At 59.2% G+C, this 16,708-nt stretch carries 15 protein-coding genes; 10 read left to right on the top strand and 5 right to left on the bottom strand.

Features of this window, described 5'->3' with window-relative positions:
• Window positions 1-27 precede the first annotated feature (27 nt).
• The 3 genes from OQ460_RS14285 to OQ460_RS14295 all read left to right on the top strand — a co-directional run bounded on the left by OQ460_RS14285 (window position 28) and on the right by OQ460_RS14295 (window position 2,410).
• Window positions 28-963, top strand: a complete 936-nt coding sequence (locus OQ460_RS14285) for a LysR family transcriptional regulator (protein ID WP_410018106.1) — start codon at window positions 28-30, stop codon at window positions 961-963.
• A gap of 121 nt (window positions 964-1,084) precedes the next feature.
• Entirely contained in the window at window positions 1,085-1,483 is a 399-nt protein-coding gene (locus OQ460_RS14290) for a MerR family transcriptional regulator (RefSeq protein ID WP_410018107.1), read from the top strand.
• Between the two features lie 12 nt (window positions 1,484-1,495).
• Window positions 1,496-2,410 carry a hydroxymethylglutaryl-CoA lyase gene (locus tag OQ460_RS14295; protein ID WP_410018108.1) on the top strand — a complete coding sequence of 305 codons (915 nt, stop codon included), beginning with the start codon at window positions 1,496-1,498 and terminating at the stop codon, window positions 2,408-2,410.
• A 598-nt stretch (window positions 2,411-3,008) separates the two neighbouring features.
• On the opposite strand, the gene OQ460_RS14300 is transcribed toward OQ460_RS14295, so the two are convergent.
• Complete coding sequence (locus OQ460_RS14300; protein ID WP_410018109.1) at window positions 3,009-4,694, bottom strand: AMP-binding protein; 1,686 nt, start codon at window positions 4,692-4,694, stop codon at window positions 3,009-3,011.
• 163 nt (window positions 4,695-4,857) lie between these two features.
• Between OQ460_RS14300 and OQ460_RS14305 the strand changes: the two genes are divergently transcribed.
• From OQ460_RS14305 to OQ460_RS14320, 4 genes are all read left to right on the top strand, one after another.
• The gene (locus tag OQ460_RS14305) at window positions 4,858-6,021 is read left to right on the top strand and encodes an isovaleryl-CoA dehydrogenase (protein WP_410018110.1); all 1,164 of its coding nucleotides are present in this window, start codon (window positions 4,858-4,860) and stop codon (window positions 6,019-6,021) included.
• 103 nt (window positions 6,022-6,124) lie between these two features.
• Window positions 6,125-7,729, top strand: a complete 1,605-nt coding sequence (locus tag OQ460_RS14310; RefSeq protein ID WP_410018111.1) for a carboxyl transferase domain-containing protein — start codon at window positions 6,125-6,127, stop codon at window positions 7,727-7,729.
• Window positions 7,730-7,744: 15 nt separating this feature from the next.
• Entirely contained in the window at window positions 7,745-8,551 is an 807-nt protein-coding gene (locus OQ460_RS14315; RefSeq protein ID WP_410018112.1) for a gamma-carboxygeranoyl-CoA hydratase, read from the top strand.
• Complete coding sequence (locus OQ460_RS14320) at window positions 8,548-10,500, top strand: acetyl/propionyl/methylcrotonyl-CoA carboxylase subunit alpha (RefSeq protein WP_410018113.1); 1,953 nt, start codon at window positions 8,548-8,550, stop codon at window positions 10,498-10,500. The genes OQ460_RS14315 and OQ460_RS14320 overlap by 4 nt, the downstream gene beginning before the upstream one ends.
• On the opposite strand, the gene OQ460_RS14325 is transcribed toward OQ460_RS14320, so the two are convergent.
• Complete coding sequence (locus tag OQ460_RS14325; RefSeq protein WP_410018114.1) at window positions 10,497-11,141, bottom strand: LexA family protein; 645 nt, start codon at window positions 11,139-11,141, stop codon at window positions 10,497-10,499. The two genes, OQ460_RS14320 and OQ460_RS14325, sit on opposite strands and share 4 nt — an antisense overlap.
• A gap of 125 nt (window positions 11,142-11,266) precedes the next feature.
• On the opposite strand from OQ460_RS14325, the gene OQ460_RS14330 reads away from it, so the two are divergent.
• On the top strand, window positions 11,267-11,611 hold the full coding sequence (locus OQ460_RS14330; protein WP_410022010.1) for a DUF6124 family protein: 345 nt from the start codon (window positions 11,267-11,269) through the stop codon (window positions 11,609-11,611).
• A gap of 480 nt (window positions 11,612-12,091) precedes the next feature.
• Window positions 12,092-13,264, top strand: a complete 1,173-nt coding sequence (locus OQ460_RS14335; protein WP_410018115.1) for a M14 family metallopeptidase — start codon at window positions 12,092-12,094, stop codon at window positions 13,262-13,264.
• On the opposite strand, the gene OQ460_RS14340 is transcribed toward OQ460_RS14335, so the two are convergent.
• Window positions 13,249-13,704 carry a winged helix-turn-helix transcriptional regulator gene (locus tag OQ460_RS14340; RefSeq protein WP_410018116.1) on the bottom strand — a complete coding sequence of 152 codons (456 nt, stop codon included), beginning with the start codon at window positions 13,702-13,704 and terminating at the stop codon, window positions 13,249-13,251. The genes OQ460_RS14335 and OQ460_RS14340 overlap by 16 nt on opposite strands.
• Before the next feature lie 97 nt (window positions 13,705-13,801).
• Here OQ460_RS14340 and OQ460_RS14345 point away from each other — a divergent pair, with 97 nt between their 5' ends.
• Entirely contained in the window at window positions 13,802-15,001 is a 1,200-nt protein-coding gene (locus OQ460_RS14345) for an MFS transporter (RefSeq protein WP_410018117.1), read from the top strand.
• A 3-nt stretch (window positions 15,002-15,004) separates the two neighbouring features.
• Here the strand turns inward: OQ460_RS14345 and OQ460_RS14350 are convergent, their stop codons facing one another.
• Window positions 15,005-15,544, bottom strand: a complete 540-nt coding sequence (locus tag OQ460_RS14350) for a cytochrome b (RefSeq protein ID WP_410018118.1) — start codon at window positions 15,542-15,544, stop codon at window positions 15,005-15,007.
• The gene (locus OQ460_RS14355; protein ID WP_410018119.1) at window positions 15,541-16,623 is read right to left on the bottom strand and encodes a catalase family peroxidase; all 1,083 of its coding nucleotides are present in this window, start codon (window positions 16,621-16,623) and stop codon (window positions 15,541-15,543) included. The genes OQ460_RS14350 and OQ460_RS14355 overlap by 4 nt, the downstream gene beginning before the upstream one ends.
• Window positions 16,624-16,708 lie beyond the last annotated feature (85 nt).

Genomic DNA, 16,708 nt, shown 5'->3' on the forward strand with positions numbered 1-16,708 from the left:
GCAACCCAACAATAAGAGCGCAGTGAAATGAATCTGAGCAAGGTCGACCTCAACCTCTTCATCGTCTTTGACGCGATCTATACCGAAGCCAACCTGACCCGTGCCGGGCAGATCGTCGGCATTACACAGCCTGCAGTGTCGAACGCTCTGGCACGCCTGCGCGAGACATTCAATGATCCGTTGTTCGTGCGTACCGCCCAGGGCATGGTGCCCACGCCCATGGCGCAGAACATCATCGGGCCGGTGCGCAATGCCTTGTCGTTGCTGCGGGTATCGGTGCAGGAAAGCCGCATTTTCAACCCACAGCAGGCAGCCAAGACCTATCGCATCAGCATGACCGACCTCACCGAAGCGGTGATCCTGCCTCCACTGTTCCAGCGCCTGCGCCGCCTGGCACCCACCGTGGTGATCGAAAGTTTCCTGTCCAAGCGTCGGGAAACCACCAAGGAGCTGGCCGCCGGTCGCCTGGATTTTGCCGTGGATGCGCCACTCAACACCGACCCACAGGTGCGCCATGTCAAGCTGATGGAGGACCGCTACGTGTGTGCGATGCGCAAGGGCCACCCGATGGCAGGCAAGGAAAAACTGAGCCTGGACGATTACCTGTCACTGACCCATATCCATATTTCCAGCCGCCGCAACGGTCTGGGCCACGTCGACCTGGCCCTGGGCAAAATGGGTATCCAGCGCAAGATCGCCCTGCGTTCACAGCACTACTTGATGGCCTCCCAAGTGTTACAGCAGACCGACATGGTAATGACCGTACCCGAACGCTTTGCCCGGCGTAACGAACTGCATTCGTTCAACTTGCCGGTCAATGACGTGCCACCGGTGGAAACACATCTGTATTGGCACGAAAGCACCGACCAGGACCCGGCCAACCGCTGGATGCGTGAGCAGATGATTGAGCTGTGCCAGCAAGTCACGGCCCATGAGAAAAAACTGGACAAACAACAGGCCTGACATGCTTGGGTGGCAAGCGGGCTCGCCACAGCTATCCGCTCACTCACCAAAGCAGGCAACGCGCTTGACGTTTACGTCAACCTGACATTAGTTTAGCGCCAAGACCTTCTCGAGCGCCCTCATGAGCACGACTTACAGCATCTCCGACCTCGCCCGCGAGCTCGACATCACGACCCGCGCAATTCGTTTCTACGAGGAACAAGGCCTCCTGTCCCCGGAACGACGGGGCCAGGAACGCGTTTATTCGCCACGGGACAAGGTCAGCTTGAAGTTGATCCTGCGCGGCAAGCGTATCGGCTTTTCCCTGGCCGAATGCCGCGAGCTGATCGAGCTCTATGACCCTTCCAGTGGCAATCAGAAACAGTTGCATAGCATGTTGGCGAAGATTACCGAACGCCGTGAGCAGTTGGAGCAGCAGTTGCTGGACATCGAACAGATGAAGCTGGAGCTGGACACCGCCGAAGAGCGCTGCACCCAGGCGCTGCAACAAACCCTGCAAAGCCAGGTTGACCATTCTTAAGAGGTAACTGTCATGTCCCTCCCCTCACATGTGCGACTGGTGGAAGTCGGTCCTCGCGATGGCCTGCAAAATGAAGCGCAACCCATCAGCGTTGCTGACAAGGTCAAGCTTGTGGACGCGCTGACCGCCGCCGGCCTGGGCTATATCGAAGTGGGCAGCTTCGTGTCGCCCAAGTGGGTGCCGCAGATGGCCGGCTCTGCCGATGTGTTTGCGCAGATTCAGCGCAAGGCCGGCGTCAAGTATGGTGCGCTGACACCGAACCTGCGGGGCTTTGAAGATGCGATGACGGCGGGCGTCAAGGAGATAGCGGTGTTTGCGGCCGCGTCCGAGGCGTTTTCCCAACGCAATATCAACTGCTCCATCGGGGAAAGCCTGGAGCGTTTCGCGCCGATCATGGCGGCGGCCAAACAGCATGGCGTAACCGTGCGCGGCTATGTGTCCTGTGTGCTGGGCTGCCCTTACGAAGGCGCGGTTGCACCGGAACAAGTCGCCGCCGTCGCTCGCGAGCTGTATGCGATGGGCTGCTATGAAGTATCCCTGGGCGACACCATCGGCACCGGCACAGCCGGCGCGACCCGGCGCCTGTTTGAGGTGGTCGGTAAAGACGTTCCTCGAGACAAACTGGCAGGGCACTTCCATGACACCTACGGTCAGGCCATCGCCAATATCTACGCCAGCCTCCTGGAAGGCATCCAGGTATTCGACAGTTCCATCGCCGGCCTTGGCGGCTGCCCTTATGCCAAGGGAGCCAGTGGTAACGTCGCCACCGAAGACGTGCTGTACCTGCTCAACGGCCTGGGGATCGAGACCGGGGTTGAGCTTGAGCGATTGATCCTGGCGGGCCAGCAGATCAGTGCCGTTCTGGGCCGCCCTACCGGCTCGCGTGTGGCCAAGGCACGTAACGCCGAGCGAGTAACCCCGGTGTGACAATGTGTTACCGCGCCTCCACACATCGGGTAACGCGGGAACATATCTTGTCGCATTTACCGAAGCAAATTTCCCACGCAAAAATCAAGTCATTGATTTTTAAAGACTTTTAAAAGTTGGCACGGCTCCTGCTATCTCTATTGCATAACAAGAATAAAAAGCACCAAACCTAATAAAAATAAGACGAACCGACTCTGACATAACAAAAACAACACGGCAGAGACGCAGCTAACAGATTTTTTTGAAGAAGATATGCTTCGCAGGGTGTGGCAGATGCCATTACTCGCAACCGGGCAGAGAACAATAAAACTACCTCAAGGTAGCTACCCACTGGTTGGATCGCGTGCGAAGAGGCAGATCAGCGTTCAAAAAAATACGTTTGCTCTTGACCCCGGATGGGGGTCGCCAAAACAGCGGTAAAGGGCCACGGTTGATAAAAACAACAACAGACCGCCCCTCAATAATAAAAAAGAGCACGGCAACGACAAATTAAAGGGGACCTTCGGGTCCCCTTTGTGCTGTCTGGATGGACATAACTTCGCGCCCCCCACCTCATGCGAGAGCGAGCAAGCCCGCTCTCACAGTCAATGGGCACACCTTATGTGTCTTTTACCTCCAACTCCTGGATCATTATTTCGCGCATCCGGAACTTCTGGATCTTGCCTGTCACCGTCATTGGAAACTCGTCCACGAACTTGAAATACCTGGGTGTCTTGAAGTGCGCAATCCGCCCCTTGCACCAGGTTTGCAATTCCAGTTCGTTGGCAACATGGCCCGGATGGAACTTGATCCAGGCAACAATTTCTTCGCCGTAGCGCGCGTCCGGGATGCCGATGACCTGCACATCGGCGACTGCCGGGTGGGTGAAGAAGAACTCTTCCAGCTCCCGTGGGTACACGTTCTCGCCACCGCGAATGATCATGTCCTTGTTGCGCCCAGCGATACACACGTAGCCCTGCTCGTCCATGGTCGCCAGGTCGCCGGTGTGCATCCAGCCGGCGTCGTCGATGGCTTCGAGGGTGCCGATGGGGTTGTTCCAGTAACCGAGCATCACGCTGTAGCCACGGGTGCACAACTCGCCGACGTGACCACGACGCACAGTATTGCCGGCCTGGTCGATGATCTTGTTTTCCAGTTGCGGCTGGGTCCGCCCTACGGTGGTTACACGACGCTCCAAGTCGTCATCCGCCCCGGTCTGCAGCGAAACCGGGCTGGTTTCGGTCATGCCATAGGCAATCTGCACCTCGCCCATGTGCATCTCGCTGATTACCCGGCGCATCACCTCGATTGGGCAAGTGGAGCCCGCCATGATTCCGGTGCGCAGGCTCGACAAATCGAACTCGGCACGACGCGGGTGATCGAGCATGGCGATAAACATAGTGGGTACACCATAGAGACCGGTGGCCTGTTCTTCGGCGACGGCAGTCAATGTCAGCAACGGATCGAAGCCGTCATTGGGGTAAATCATCGTGGTGCCGTGGGTGATGCAACCCAGGTTGCCCATGACCATGCCAAAGCAGTGATAGAGCGGCACCGGAATCACCAGGCGATCTTGTACGGTGAGCCCCAGGCTTTCACCGACCATGTAGCCGTTATTGAGAATGTTGTGGTGACTGAGGGTAGCCCCCTTGGGGAATCCGGTAGTGCCGGAGGTGTACTGGATGTTGACGGCCTGGTCGAAATGCAGGCTGGCCTGGCGGTCATGCAACTGCGTATGGGGGACTTCTGCACCGAGGGCCGCGAGTTGCGACCAGGACAGGAATCCCGAGGGCGGTCGGGGATCAAGGCTAATCACCCCGCGCAGTTCAGGAAGTTTCTCGCACTGCATCTGGCCGATGGGTTGCTCGCCCAACTCAGGCACCAGCTCCTGCAACATGGCGTGGTAATCCGAGGTTTTGAATGATCCGGCACAGACCAACCACTGACAGCCAGATTGCTTGAGCACGTACTCCAACTCACTGCTGCGATAGGCGGGATTGATATTGACCAGGATCACTCCCAGCTTGGCGCTGGCCACTTGACTGATACACCACTGGGCGCAGTTCGGCGCCCAGATTCCCAGGCGATCACCCGCCTGCAGACCCAACGCCAGTAATGCACGGGCATGCAGGTCGACCGCCTCGGCCAGTTGCCGCCAGGTGTAACGCAGGTGTTGGTGGCGAACCACCAGGGCGTCGTCCTCCGGGTATCGCACGACCGTCTGGTCGAACGCCTGGCCAATGGTCATGGCCAGCAATGCCTTGTCTTGGGAGCCACGGCTGTAGCTCTGATGCAGTTGATCCATAACGGCCCCTATTGTCTTTTTTGTAGGTGGACGGCGGCTTGCTTTACGTTAACGTAAACTACGATTGACAGCCATGCAACGCAAGCTTACGTTAACGTAAAGGTGAGTGCCCAGGCGGCACAATTCGCCCACACAACAACAATGCTTAAAAAGGTGCCCGTCCATGAGTTACCCCTCCCTGAATTTCGCCCTCGGTGAAACCATCGACATGCTGCGTGACCAGGTGCAGGCCTTCGTGGCCAAGGAACTGGCGCCTCGAGCCGCGCAAATCGACATCGACAACCTGTTCCCCGCCGACATGTGGCGCAAGTTCGGTGACATGGGCCTGCTGGGCATCACCGTGCCAGAAGAATACGGCGGCGCCGGCCTGGGCTACCTGGCCCACGTAGTGGCGATGGAAGAGATCAGTCGTGGCTCGGCGTCGGTTGCCTTGTCGTATGGCGCGCACTCCAACCTCTGCGTCAACCAGATCAACCGCAATGGCACCCATGAACAAAAGCTCAACTATTTGCCCAAGCTGATCAGTGGCGAGCACATCGGCGCCCTGGCCATGAGCGAGCCGAATGCCGGCTCCGACGTGGTCTCGATGAAACTGCGCGCCGACAAACGCGCTGACCGCTACGTGCTCAACGGCAGCAAGACCTGGATCACCAACGGTCCCGACGCCAATACCTATGTGATCTACGCCAAAACCGATCTCGAAAAAGGCGCCCATGGCATTACCGCGTTCATCGTCGAGCGTGACTGGAAGGGGTTCAGCCGCAGCAACAAATTCGACAAGCTGGGCATGCGCGGCTCCAATACCTGCGAGCTGTTTTTCGACGACGTAGAAGTACCCGAAGAGAACATTCTCGGCGCGCTCAACGGCGGTGTGAAAGTACTGATGAGCGGCCTGGACTACGAGCGCGTGGTCCTGTCCGGCGGCCCTACCGGAATCATGCAGGCCTGCATGGACCTGATCGTCCCCTACATTCACGACCGCAAGCAGTTCGGCCAAAGCATCGGCGAGTTCCAGCTGATCCAGGGCAAAGTCGCCGACATGTATACCCAGCTCAATGCCAGTCGCGCCTACCTTTACGCCGTGGCCCAGGCCTGCGAGCGTGGCGAAACCACACGCAAGGACGCAGCCGGGGTGATCCTCTACAGCGCCGAACGCGCCACGCAAATGGCGCTGGACGCGATCCAGATTCTCGGCGGTAACGGCTACATCAACGAATTCCCCGCCGGGCGCCTGCTGCGTGACGCCAAGCTGTATGAAATCGGTGCGGGCACCAGTGAGATTCGGCGCATGTTGATTGGCCGCGAACTGTTTAACGAGACGAAGTGAATTTCGTCAGCAGCAAGCCTCAAGCAACAAGCAGCAAGAAACTGCGCTCTTGCTTCTGACTTGTAGCTTGCAGCTCGAAACTTGAAGCTGCTACGGAGTAGCCATGATTTTGCACACCCAGCTCAACCCACGCTCGGCGGAGTTTGCCGCCAACAGCGCGGCGATGCTCAAACAGGTCGATGCGTTGCACACCCTACTTGCCCAGGTCCAGCAAGGGGGCGGCAGCAAGGCCCAGGAGCGACACACCTCGCGTGGCAAGCTGTTGCCCCGCGAACGCATCAACCGCCTGCTCGATCCTGGCTCGGCGTTTCTCGAACTCAGCCAGTTGGCCGCGTATCAGGTCTACGGCGAAGATGTGCCCGCCGCCGGCGTGATTGCCGGAATCGGGCGGGTAGAAGGCGTCGAATGCATGATCGTCGCCAACGACGCCACAGTAAAAGGCGGCTCCTATTACCCGCTGACCGTAAAAAAACACCTGCGCGCACAAACCATTGCCGAGCAAAACCGCTTGCCGTGCATCTACCTGGTGGACTCCGGCGGCGCCAATCTGCCACGCCAGGACGAAGTCTTTCCCGACCGCGAGCACTTCGGACGGATTTTCTTCAACCAGGCCAACATGAGTGCCCAGGGCATCCCACAGATCGCCGTGGTCATGGGTTCCTGCACGGCCGGTGGCGCTTATGTGCCGGCGATGGCAGACGAAGCGATCATGGTGCGCCAGCAAGCCACCATTTTCCTCGCCGGGCCGCCACTGGTAAAAGCCGCGACCGGCGAAGTAGTGAGCGCCGAGGACCTAGGCGGTGCCGACGTGCATTGCAAGATTTCCGGTGTGGCCGACCACTACGCCGAGAGTGACGAACATGCCCTGGCCTTGGCTCGCCGCAGCGTGGCCAACCTCAACTGGCGCAAGCAGGGCCAGTTACAGCAACGCGCACCAGCAGCACCGCTGTATAGCGCCGACGAGTTGTACGGGGTCATCCCGGCCGACGCCAAGCAGCCATTCGATGTGCGTGAAGTCATCGCGCGACTGGTGGACGGTTCAGTGTTCGATGAGTTCAAGGCGCTGTTCGGCACCACTTTGGTGTGCGGTTTCGCACACTTGCATGGCTACCCAATTGCAATCCTCGCCAACAACGGCATCCTTTTCGCAGAGGCCGCGCAGAAAGGCGCGCACTTTATCGAACTGGCCTGCCAGCGCGGGATTCCCCTGCTGTTCTTGCAGAACATCACCGGTTTTATGGTTGGGCAGAAATACGAAGCGGGTGGCATTGCCAAGCATGGCGCGAAGCTGGTGACGGCAGTGGCGTGTGCCAAGGTGCCGAAATTCACCGTGATCATCGGTGGCAGCTTCGGAGCAGGCAATTATGGGATGTGCGGTCGCGCCTATGACCCGCGCTTTTTGTGGATGTGGCCCAACGCACGCATCGGCGTGATGGGTGCCGAACAGGCGGCCGGGGTGCTGGCGCAGGTCAAGCGCGAACAGGCCGAACGCAGCGGCCAGGTGTTCACCGCAGAGCAAGAGGCGGCCATCAAACAGCCGATCCTCGACCAGTACGAAACCCAGGGTCACCCTTATTACTCCAGTGCGCGCCTGTGGGACGATGGTGTCATCGACCCATTACAGACCCGCGACGTACTGGCCCTGGCGTTGTCCGCCTCGCTGAACGCCCCTATCGAGCCGAGCCGCTTCGGCGTGTTCCGCATGTAAATGGAGCTGTACCCCATGAGCGATTTCAATACCCTCGAACTGATCACCGACCCGCGAGGCTTTGCCACCCTTTGGCTGAGCCGCGAGGAAAAGAACAACGCCTTCAACGCCGAAATGATCCGCGAGCTGATCCTTGCCCTGGATCGGGTCCAAGGCGATCCGGCCCTGCGCTTCCTGGTGCTGCGTGGACGCGGCAAGCACTTCAGTGCCGGCGCGGACTTGGCCTGGATGCAGCAATCGGCCGAGCTGGATTACCACACCAACCTGGACGATGCGCGGGAGCTGGCAGAGTTGATGTACAACCTGGCCAAGCTGAAGATCCCGACGCTGGCGGTGGTTCAGGGCGCGGCCTACGGCGGTGCCCTGGGCTTGATCAGTTGTTGCGACATGGCCATTGGTGCCGATGATGCACAGTTCTGCCTGTCGGAAGTGCGCATCGGCCTTGCGCCAGCAGTGATCAGCCCGTTTGTCGTGCAGGCCATTGGCGAACGGGCAGCACGTCGTTACGCCCTGACGGCAGACCGCTTCGACGGCCAGCGGGCGCAAGAGATCGGACTGTTGGCGCAAAGCTATCCCCGTGACGCACTGGAGCAGCAGGTAGAGCAGTGGACCGCCAACCTGTTGCTCAACAGCCCGGCGGCCATGCGTGCCAGCAAAGACTTGTTGCGTGAGGTCGGTAACGGCGCGCTCACACCGGCCCTGCGACGTTATTGCGAAAACGCTATTTCGCGTATCCGCGTCAGCGCCGAAGGCCAGGAAGGCTTGCGGGCCTTTTTGCAAAAACGTCCGCCGACTTGGCAACCCCAGGAGCCGCGCTCATGAGTTCACCTGCTATTACCTGCGTACTGGTAGCCAACCGTGGGGAAATCGCCTGTCGGATCATGCGCACGGCCAAGGCATTGGGACTGACCACCGTTGCAGTCCACAGCGCCACCGACCGCGATGCCCGTCACAGCCGCGAGGCGGATATCCGCGTCGACCTGGGCGGTAGCAAAGCCGCCGACAGCTACCTGCAAATCGATAAACTGATCGCTGCCGCCAAGGCCAGCGGGGCCCAGGCTATTCATCCAGGCTACGGCTTTCTCTCGGAGAACCCGGATTTTGCTCGCGCCATTGAAGCATCCGGGCTGGTCTTTCTCGGGCCACCCGCCTCGGCCATTGATGCCATGGGCAGCAAATCCGCCGCCAAAGCCCTGATGGAAACCGCCGGTGTACCGCTGGTGCCGGGTTATCACGGGCAGGCACAGGACCTGGAGACTTTCCGCCAGGCCGCCGAACGCATCGGCTATCCGGTGCTGCTCAAGGCCACCGCCGGCGGCGGTGGCAAGGGCATGAAAGTGGTGGAGGATGTCAGCCAACTGGCCGAAGCCCTGGCCTCGGCACAGCGCGAAGCCTTGTCGTCTTTCGGCAACGCACAGATGCTGGTGGAGAAGTATCTGATCAAGCCTCGTCATGTGGAGATCCAAGTGTTTGCCGATCGCCACGGCCATTGCCTATACCTCAATGAGCGCGACTGTTCGATCCAGCGCCGCCACCAAAAGGTCGTCGAAGAGGCGCCTGCGCCCGGTCTCAGCCCTGCATTGCGCAAGGCCATGGGTGAGGCGGCCGTCCGCGCCGCACAGGCCATTGGCTATGTCGGCGCCGGTACCGTGGAGTTCCTGCTGGACGCCCGGGGCGAGTTTTTCTTCATGGAGATGAACACACGCCTGCAAGTGGAACATCCGGTAACCGAAGCCATTACCGGCCTCGACCTGGTGGCCTGGCAGATTCGCGTGGCCCAAGGTGAGCCGTTGCCGATGACCCAGGAACAAGTGCCCCTGCGCGGGCATGCGATTGAAGTGCGCCTGTATGCCGAAGACCCGGCCAATGATTTCCTGCCGGCAACTGGCCAACTGGCGTTATACCGCGAGTCTGCACCCGGCCCGGGACGGCGGGTAGACAGCGGCGTCGAGCAAGGCGATAGCGTGTCGCCTTTCTACGACCCGATGCTGGGCAAGCTGATTGCCTGGGGCGAGGACCGCGAACAGGCGCGCCTGCGGCTGTTAAGCATGCTCGACGAGTTTACCGTCGGAGGGGTGAAGACCAACCTGGGCTTTTTACGACGCATCATCGGCCATCCAGCGTTTGCCACCGCCGAACTGGACACCGGATTTATCCCGCGTTACCAGGAGCAATTATTGCCTGCCGCCAGCGAGCTGAGCGATGAGTTCTGGCAGGCGGCGGGCCATGGGTTCATGCAAAGCCAACCGATAAAGGTTAGGGATGACGATCCTTGTTCGCCGTGGGCCTCGACGCTTGGTTTTCGCCCCGGCCTGGCCGCCGAAACCTCACTGCATTTGAGCTGCGCCGGTCAGGACCGATTAGTGATGTTGCAAGCTGTCAATGCACCTCGCCTGCTGGGCGAACAATTGGTAATCGAGCAGCAAGGCCTGCGCCGCTCTCACTTGGCAGTACGCAATGAACAGACACTTTTCCTGCGCTGGGAAGGTGAGCTGCACGGTGTGACGCTGTTTGATCCCATTGCTGCGGTCGAGGCCGGACAGGCACACCTGGGCGGCCTGATTGCGCCCATGAACGGCAGCATCGTGCGTGTGCTGGTGGAGGTCGGGCAGGCTGTTGAAGCCGGTGCTCAGTTGGTCGTGCTTGAAGCCATGAAGATGGAACACAGCATCCGTGCGCCACATGCCGGGGTGGTCAAGGCGCTGTATTGCCAGGAAGGTGAAATGGTGGGAGAAGGAAGCACGCTGGTGGAGTTGGATGCGCCCTCCTAAAACTTCACGGTTGCCTGCACCACTACGCCGATGATCTGGCATTCGCCGGTGAACAGGGTTTTAGGGTAGGTCGGGTTGAGCGGCACCAGATAACGCTGGCCACTCTCCTCCTGCAGCTTGCGAAAAGTCGCCTGGGGACTGTTGGCCCACTGGGCGACCACCAGCTTGCCGGGCTCGGCGTCGATGGCAGGATCCACCAGGATCATCATGCCCTCGCTGATACTCAGGCCGGTGGGTGCCGTCATGGCATCACCTGTGACCTGCAGCCAGAACGCCTCACCGCGTGCGTGATAGTCAGTGGATTCAAAACGCGCCGCGCCATAGGCGAGGCGCTCTTCGCGGACCTCGCACACGCCCTTCCAGTCACTTACCGGATAACGAAAGTACGGGTTGTAGCGCGCCAGGGACGACCTGTCGTCAATCGGCTCGCCCGACTTTTCACGAATCACCAAGGCGACCTCAAGCCCCTCCAGTCCGAGTGCCTCGATAACCCGATTCATGTCGGCAAGGCTCGGTATGCGGCGCTTGGTCAGCCAGTGACCGATGCCGCCCTGGGACATACCCAGGCGCTCGGCGAGCCGATCCTGCGTGACCTTGCGGGCCTTCATTGTGGTTTTGACCAGTGCTATCCATTTATCCATGGCCGTGACAATACAGTGTGTATTTTCACCAACAATAAACAGTTTGTATTAATCAATACAATCACACAAATACAGTACGTACTAAAATTGAGATGACATCCACCCTCACCCTGAGCACCGACTTCATGACAACAGCCCCGGATCACCTACCTGGTACATCTGATGATGAACTGATGTTCCTGCGTGGCAGCACGGCCGTACGCCGCGCGCTGGACTATTACTTGAAAGAAGATGTCAGCCAGACGTCATCGAACGAGAATCTGTTCAAGATAAACCCCGACCTCAGCACCGAAGACGCCCTGGTACATGCCTCGGACCTGCTGCGCAGCGCCTCTGCCATCGCTTATGGATTGGCGAACAACAAGCTGGGTGAGACCCGTGACCTGGCGTTTTCAGTGGTGTATCTGATTGATATGGCCAAAGCCATGCTGGAGTGTCCACTGCAACGGACAGACACAGAAATGCGTTAATCCGGGAGGACTGCAGGAGCAGAAGGAAAAAATATTTCTCTCTGGCAGATAAAAACATTTGACTTGCAAATGATAATGATTACTATTGCAAGCAACTGATCGCGAGATCAGTCGATAGACCAAGGGACCTTAGGTCGGACTCTTGGAATATCTCCTCATCAGGCTAATCACGGTTTTTGACCCGGCTCTTTGGCCGGGTCTTTTTTTTGCCAGTTTTTCTGGCGTGGCTTCAGGCTAATGAAGACTGTGTATTGCTTGATGGCGCGCATGGTAGCAAAAGACTATCGCCGAAAGAAGTCGATTGAGCGCTCTAGCCCGGTTCTTTCCAAAATAGCACTTGAGAATCAATCTCATAGGTTCTAAGCTGCCGTTGCGTCACGGATGACGCCCCCTCCCCCATCGCAACAATTTGCGTCCAGACTTTGCCTTCCGGCTGTGTAAACTGCCCGCCACAACTTTCATATTCAGGCAAACCAGACTATGACCGTGGCCTTGACCTCCATCAAAATCAGCACCGATTTCGACAGTGGCAATATTCAGGTACTCGATGCCAGCGATGCCTACCAAGTGTTGCTTGCAATCAAGCCGGATACCTGCAGCCAGCATTTCCAATGGTTCCACTTCAAGGCAGAAGGCATGCACATTGGGCACACGCACACGTTCCGCCTGAGCAATGCCGGTCAGTCTTCCTACAAACACGCCTGGAGCGGCTACAACGCCGTGGCTTCCTACGATCACATCAACTGGTTCCGGGTGCCGACACGTTTTGATGGCGAAACCTTGCACATCAACCTCCAGACCCGTGAAAAACAAGCCTGGATCGCGTATTTCGAACCCTACAGCCGAGAACGTCACGAATGGCTGATCGACCAGGCGCTCAATCGTGCCGGCGCGCAGCTGTTGGCCACTGGCAAGAGTGTGCAGGGTCGTGATATTCCCCTGCTGCGCCGCGGAAAGGGTACCGAAGGACAGCGCAAGGTCTGGATCATTGCCCAGCAGCACCCTGGCGAGCACATGGCCGAATGGTTCATGGAAGGCATCATCGAACGCCTGCAGCAGGACGGTGATGACGAACTGAAAAAACTCCTGGCGGCCGCCGATCTGTATCTAGTGCCGAACATGAACCCGGATGGCGCTTTCCTGGGTCACTTGCGCACCAACGCCATGGGTCAGGATCTCAATCGCGCCTGGCAGAGTGCGAGCCAGGAAATCAGCCCTGAGGTGCTGTTCGTTCAGCAGCAAATGGAAAAATACGGCGTCGACCTGTTCCTAGACATTCACGGTGACGAGGAAATCCCCTATGTATTCACCGCTGGATGTGAAGGCAATCCCGGTTACACACCGCGTATCGAGCAACTGGAAAAACACTTTCGCAGCCACTTGAGCGCCCTGACCCGCGACTTCCAGGCCATCCATGGCTACACCCGCGACTTGCCCGGCGAAGCCAACATGACCCTGGCCTGCAACAGTGTGGGCCAGAAATTCGATTGCCTGTCCCTGACACTGGAGATGCCGTTCAAGGACAACGACAACGCACCCAACCCCCACACCGGCTGGTCCGGCAAACGCTCGATGCAGCTAGCCAAGGATGTTTTAAGCACCGTGGCCGATATGGTTGGCGCTTTGCGAAAACCTGATCAACCTTCTGCCTGAGGGGCAATCCGGCGGCAATCCTCAGGCCCCAGCAGGCGGCCATCTGCCGAGCGTAACTCCAACGTGCGCAGGGGCTGCCCCTGCTCACAATCAACGACCACCGAATGGGCCTCGCCCTCGGCATAGAAAAACGCCTCGCCCCACTGCCGTAAACCAATGATCACGGCAAACAACCCCCTGCCCTTTTCCGTCAGAACATATTCCTGATAAGCGCTGCCATCGGACGCTGGAACGATCTCGAAAACCCCATGGGCCACCAGACTGCGCAGGCGCATGGCGAGAATATTCTTGGCCATCCCCAGGCTGCGCTGGAACTCGCCAAAGCGGCGAATACCATCGAACGCATCACGAATGATCAACAGCGCCCAGCCATCGCCGATAGCATCCAGCGAGCGCGCCACAGGGCATTCGGCGCTTTCAAAACGGGTGAGCTTGACCATGGTCGGCAAGTACTTCTCAGAAATGTAGTTGCAATATAAAACCAGAATACCTACCGTACAACTGGTTTTAAATTGAAACCTAACTGGGAAACCCTCCATGACACAATCCCCCTTGAGCGGTGCCGTGGTCCTGCTGTTCGCCATCGCCTGTGGCTTATCGGTCGCCAATGTCTATTACGCCCAACCGTTGCTGGACGCCATGGCAAATACCTTTGCCATGGATCACGCGACCGTCGGCGTCATTATCACCCTGTCCCAGGTCGGCTATGGCATCGGCCTTCTATTACTGGTGCCGCTGGGAGACTTGCTTAACCGCCGACGTTTGATCGTCAGCCAACTGCTGCTCTCGACCTTCGCCGTGTTGCTGGTGGCCCTGTCCGACAGCAGCACCTGGCTGCTGATCGCAATGCTGCTGACGGGCTTGCTGGCAGTGGTGACGCAGGTTCTGGTGGCATATGCCGCGAACCTGGCACAACCACAACAACGCGGGCATGTGGTGGGCTTGGTCACCAGCGGGATTGTCGTCGGCTTGCTGCTGGCACGAACTGTCTCCGGCCTGATGGCGGACCTGGCCGGATGGCGCTCGGTATACCTGCTCTCGGCCGGTCTGACACTGCTGATGGCGCTGCTGCTGTGGCGAGCCTTGCCCAGCACCGAACAGCCCCGCCCCTCGTCGTCATACAGCCAGTTGATCGGTTCGGTATTCAGCCTGTTTCGCCAAGAAAAAGTGCTGCGTGATCGCGCCGTGCTGGCGCTGCTGGTTTTCGCGGCGGGCACCGTGTTGTGGACCCCGCTGGTATTACCCTTGAGCGCACCGCCTTTATCGTTGTCCCACACGCAAATCGGTCTGTTCGGCCTCGCAGGTGCCGCCGGCGCCTTGGGCGCAGCCCGCGCCGGACATTGGGCCGACCGCGGGTTTGCACAATGGGTAAGTGGTGCCGCACTGATCTTGATGTTGCTGTCCTGGCTGGCCATCGCGTTCACCCAATCCTCACTGTGGGCATTATTGCTCGGTGTAATCATCTTCGACCTTGGCCTGCAAGCCGTACATGTCACCAGCCAAAGCCTGATCTATAGCGTGCGGCCCGAGGCCCAGAGCCGCTTGGCCGCCGGCTACATGCTGTTCTATTCGGTGGGCAGCGCCCTGGGTTCGGTGGGTGCCACGATGATGTACGCCTGGGGCGGCTGGATAGCCGTATGTGGCCTGGGTGCGGCTATCAACTTACTGGCGCTGCTCTACTGGCTGGTCACCCTGAGACCAGCAGCAGTGGCAGAACCACTGCCGTCCCCGGGATAGGTATCAGTTTTTACCGCCGATCATGCTTTGCAGCACACCATCGCGCCGCACCCATCCATGAAACAGCGCGGCCGCGAGATGCAGCATTACCGTCAGAAACAACAAATAGGCGAGAAAACCATGGGCCTTGCGCAGCAGCGCAAACAGCTCAGGATTGGCCGTCAGCAATGCCGGCAGTTGCACGGAACTGCTGAGCATCACCGGGTCACCCGCCGCCGAGATCATTGCCCATCCCAGTACCGGCAAAACCAGCATCAGCCCGTACAGCAGCACATGGGACGCCTTGGCGGCCAGCACTTGCCACCTCGGCAAGTCCGCTGGCAACGGTGGCTGTCGGGTAGAAAAGCGCACCACCAAACGCACAATCACCAACGCCAAAATCGCGATGCCCAACGGTTTATGCAGGTTCAACAACCACTCATGGCGCTGGGAAATCGAGGCCGCCATCCCTGCGCCGATAAACAACATGGCGATGACCATCAGCGCCATCAGCCAGTGCAGCAAGCGCGACAAGGGCGCGAAAAACCGTGGTTGGGCATTCATGGCTTCGACTCCTCAAGGGCGCTGTGCAACTGGCTGACTTCACTGGTACGACGCAAATAGGAACTGGCATACGCGGCCGAGCGCGCGGCCAGCAACGGGTCATTGGAGGCCTCGATGCCGCTGGGCAGGATCAGCGGGTCAAAGTTGATATCACGACAGTCGCCATCAATTTGCCGGTGGCTGCTTTGTAATACCAGTGTCCCGGCGTTCAAGACCTTATGCTCGCCCACCCAGGTCTTGCTCGCGTCATCCACCGGGTCCTCGGGGTTGGCCAGGGTGATCATCAACTGCCAGCGCACAGGCCCCGCTGCCAAGCGCTGTGCCAGGTCCTGCTGCAGGTAGTCCGCCCCCTGCGGGGCTGTGGAAGCGTTGGTGTCCTGGCTCTGCGGCACCACCCCCCAGCGCACGGCCTGGCGCTGCCCGTTGGCATTGACCAGATAAAACGCGTTGATACCGTTGTAAGTCTCAGTGGCATAACTGGCCGAGGGCTTGGCAGTCTTGACCCACGCCAGGAACGCCGCCGTCTCTGGATGCGCCGCGAAGAATGCCGGCATACTGGCCGGGTTCGGCTTGCCGGTTGCGGGGTCCGGCGCGCCGGCCTTGAGCAGTTGATAAAACGCCTCGGGCGTACCCACCGGAAACACCGGCATACTGTTCATCCCGGTGCGCCATTGCTGCCCGTTCGCTTGACTGAACTGCAACGCCAGGCTGCGAATCGGTACGCTGCTGTCCGGGGCGTACGGGTTGCCACTGGGCAACGCAAAACGGCCGATCACCGATGTGCGCGCCTCGCTGAAAACCTGAGCGCTGGAGTACGGGCGCGCAGCGCGAGTGCTTTCGAAATAACCCGCCACGCACACCCCCTTGGAATGGTTACGCCGATAACCAGGATGCACGCCGTTGTTGGTCTCCAGGGCGTTGACCAGGGTTTTGGGACGTAACCGATGCGGGTCGAGGGTGCCGTTGACGTAGGCAAACGCTCCCGTCACTAGCGCAAGGACGGCACCGATACCGGCCAGCCGCGCAATCCTACTGCCCATGCTCAGCGGTGGGCGTGGCGGTGATACGTGATCTACCATGAACTGCTCCAAGGCCTGTGGCCACAGTTGGGAAACAAGCAGGACGACCGCCAGCACACTCTATTCCCGCCCTTGCAATTTATTT

The organism is Pseudomonas imrae, assembly GCF_046352735.2.
Taxonomy (GTDB): domain Bacteria; phylum Pseudomonadota; class Gammaproteobacteria; order Pseudomonadales; family Pseudomonadaceae; genus Aquipseudomonas; species Aquipseudomonas imrae.

Bases quoted from the DNA above. Each gene is read 5' to 3' on its own strand.
- OQ460_RS14285 (WP_410018106.1), top strand. From the start codon at position 28: ATGAATCTGAGCAAGGTCGACCTCAACCTCTTCATCGTCTTTGACGCG.
- OQ460_RS14290 (WP_410018107.1), top strand. From the start codon at position 1,085: ATGAGCACGACTTACAGCATCTCCGACCTCGCCCGCGAGCTCGACATC.
- OQ460_RS14295 (WP_410018108.1), top strand. From the start codon at position 1,496: ATGTCCCTCCCCTCACATGTGCGACTGGTGGAAGTCGGTCCTCGCGAT.
- OQ460_RS14300 (WP_410018109.1), bottom strand. From the start codon at position 4,694: ATGGATCAACTGCATCAGAGCTACAGCCGTGGCTCCCAAGACAAGGCA.
- OQ460_RS14305 (WP_410018110.1), top strand. From the start codon at position 4,858: ATGAGTTACCCCTCCCTGAATTTCGCCCTCGGTGAAACCATCGACATG.
- OQ460_RS14310 (WP_410018111.1), top strand. From the start codon at position 6,125: ATGATTTTGCACACCCAGCTCAACCCACGCTCGGCGGAGTTTGCCGCC.
- OQ460_RS14315 (WP_410018112.1), top strand. From the start codon at position 7,745: ATGAGCGATTTCAATACCCTCGAACTGATCACCGACCCGCGAGGCTTT.
- OQ460_RS14320 (WP_410018113.1), top strand. From the start codon at position 8,548: ATGAGTTCACCTGCTATTACCTGCGTACTGGTAGCCAACCGTGGGGAA.
- OQ460_RS14325 (WP_410018114.1), bottom strand. From the start codon at position 11,141: ATGGATAAATGGATAGCACTGGTCAAAACCACAATGAAGGCCCGCAAG.
- OQ460_RS14330 (WP_410022010.1), top strand. From the start codon at position 11,267: ATGACAACAGCCCCGGATCACCTACCTGGTACATCTGATGATGAACTG.
- OQ460_RS14335 (WP_410018115.1), top strand. From the start codon at position 12,092: ATGACCGTGGCCTTGACCTCCATCAAAATCAGCACCGATTTCGACAGT.
- OQ460_RS14340 (WP_410018116.1), bottom strand. From the start codon at position 13,704: ATGGTCAAGCTCACCCGTTTTGAAAGCGCCGAATGCCCTGTGGCGCGC.
- OQ460_RS14345 (WP_410018117.1), top strand. From the start codon at position 13,802: ATGACACAATCCCCCTTGAGCGGTGCCGTGGTCCTGCTGTTCGCCATC.
- OQ460_RS14350 (WP_410018118.1), bottom strand. From the start codon at position 15,544: ATGAATGCCCAACCACGGTTTTTCGCGCCCTTGTCGCGCTTGCTGCAC.
- OQ460_RS14355 (WP_410018119.1), bottom strand. From the start codon at position 16,623: ATGGTAGATCACGTATCACCGCCACGCCCACCGCTGAGCATGGGCAGT.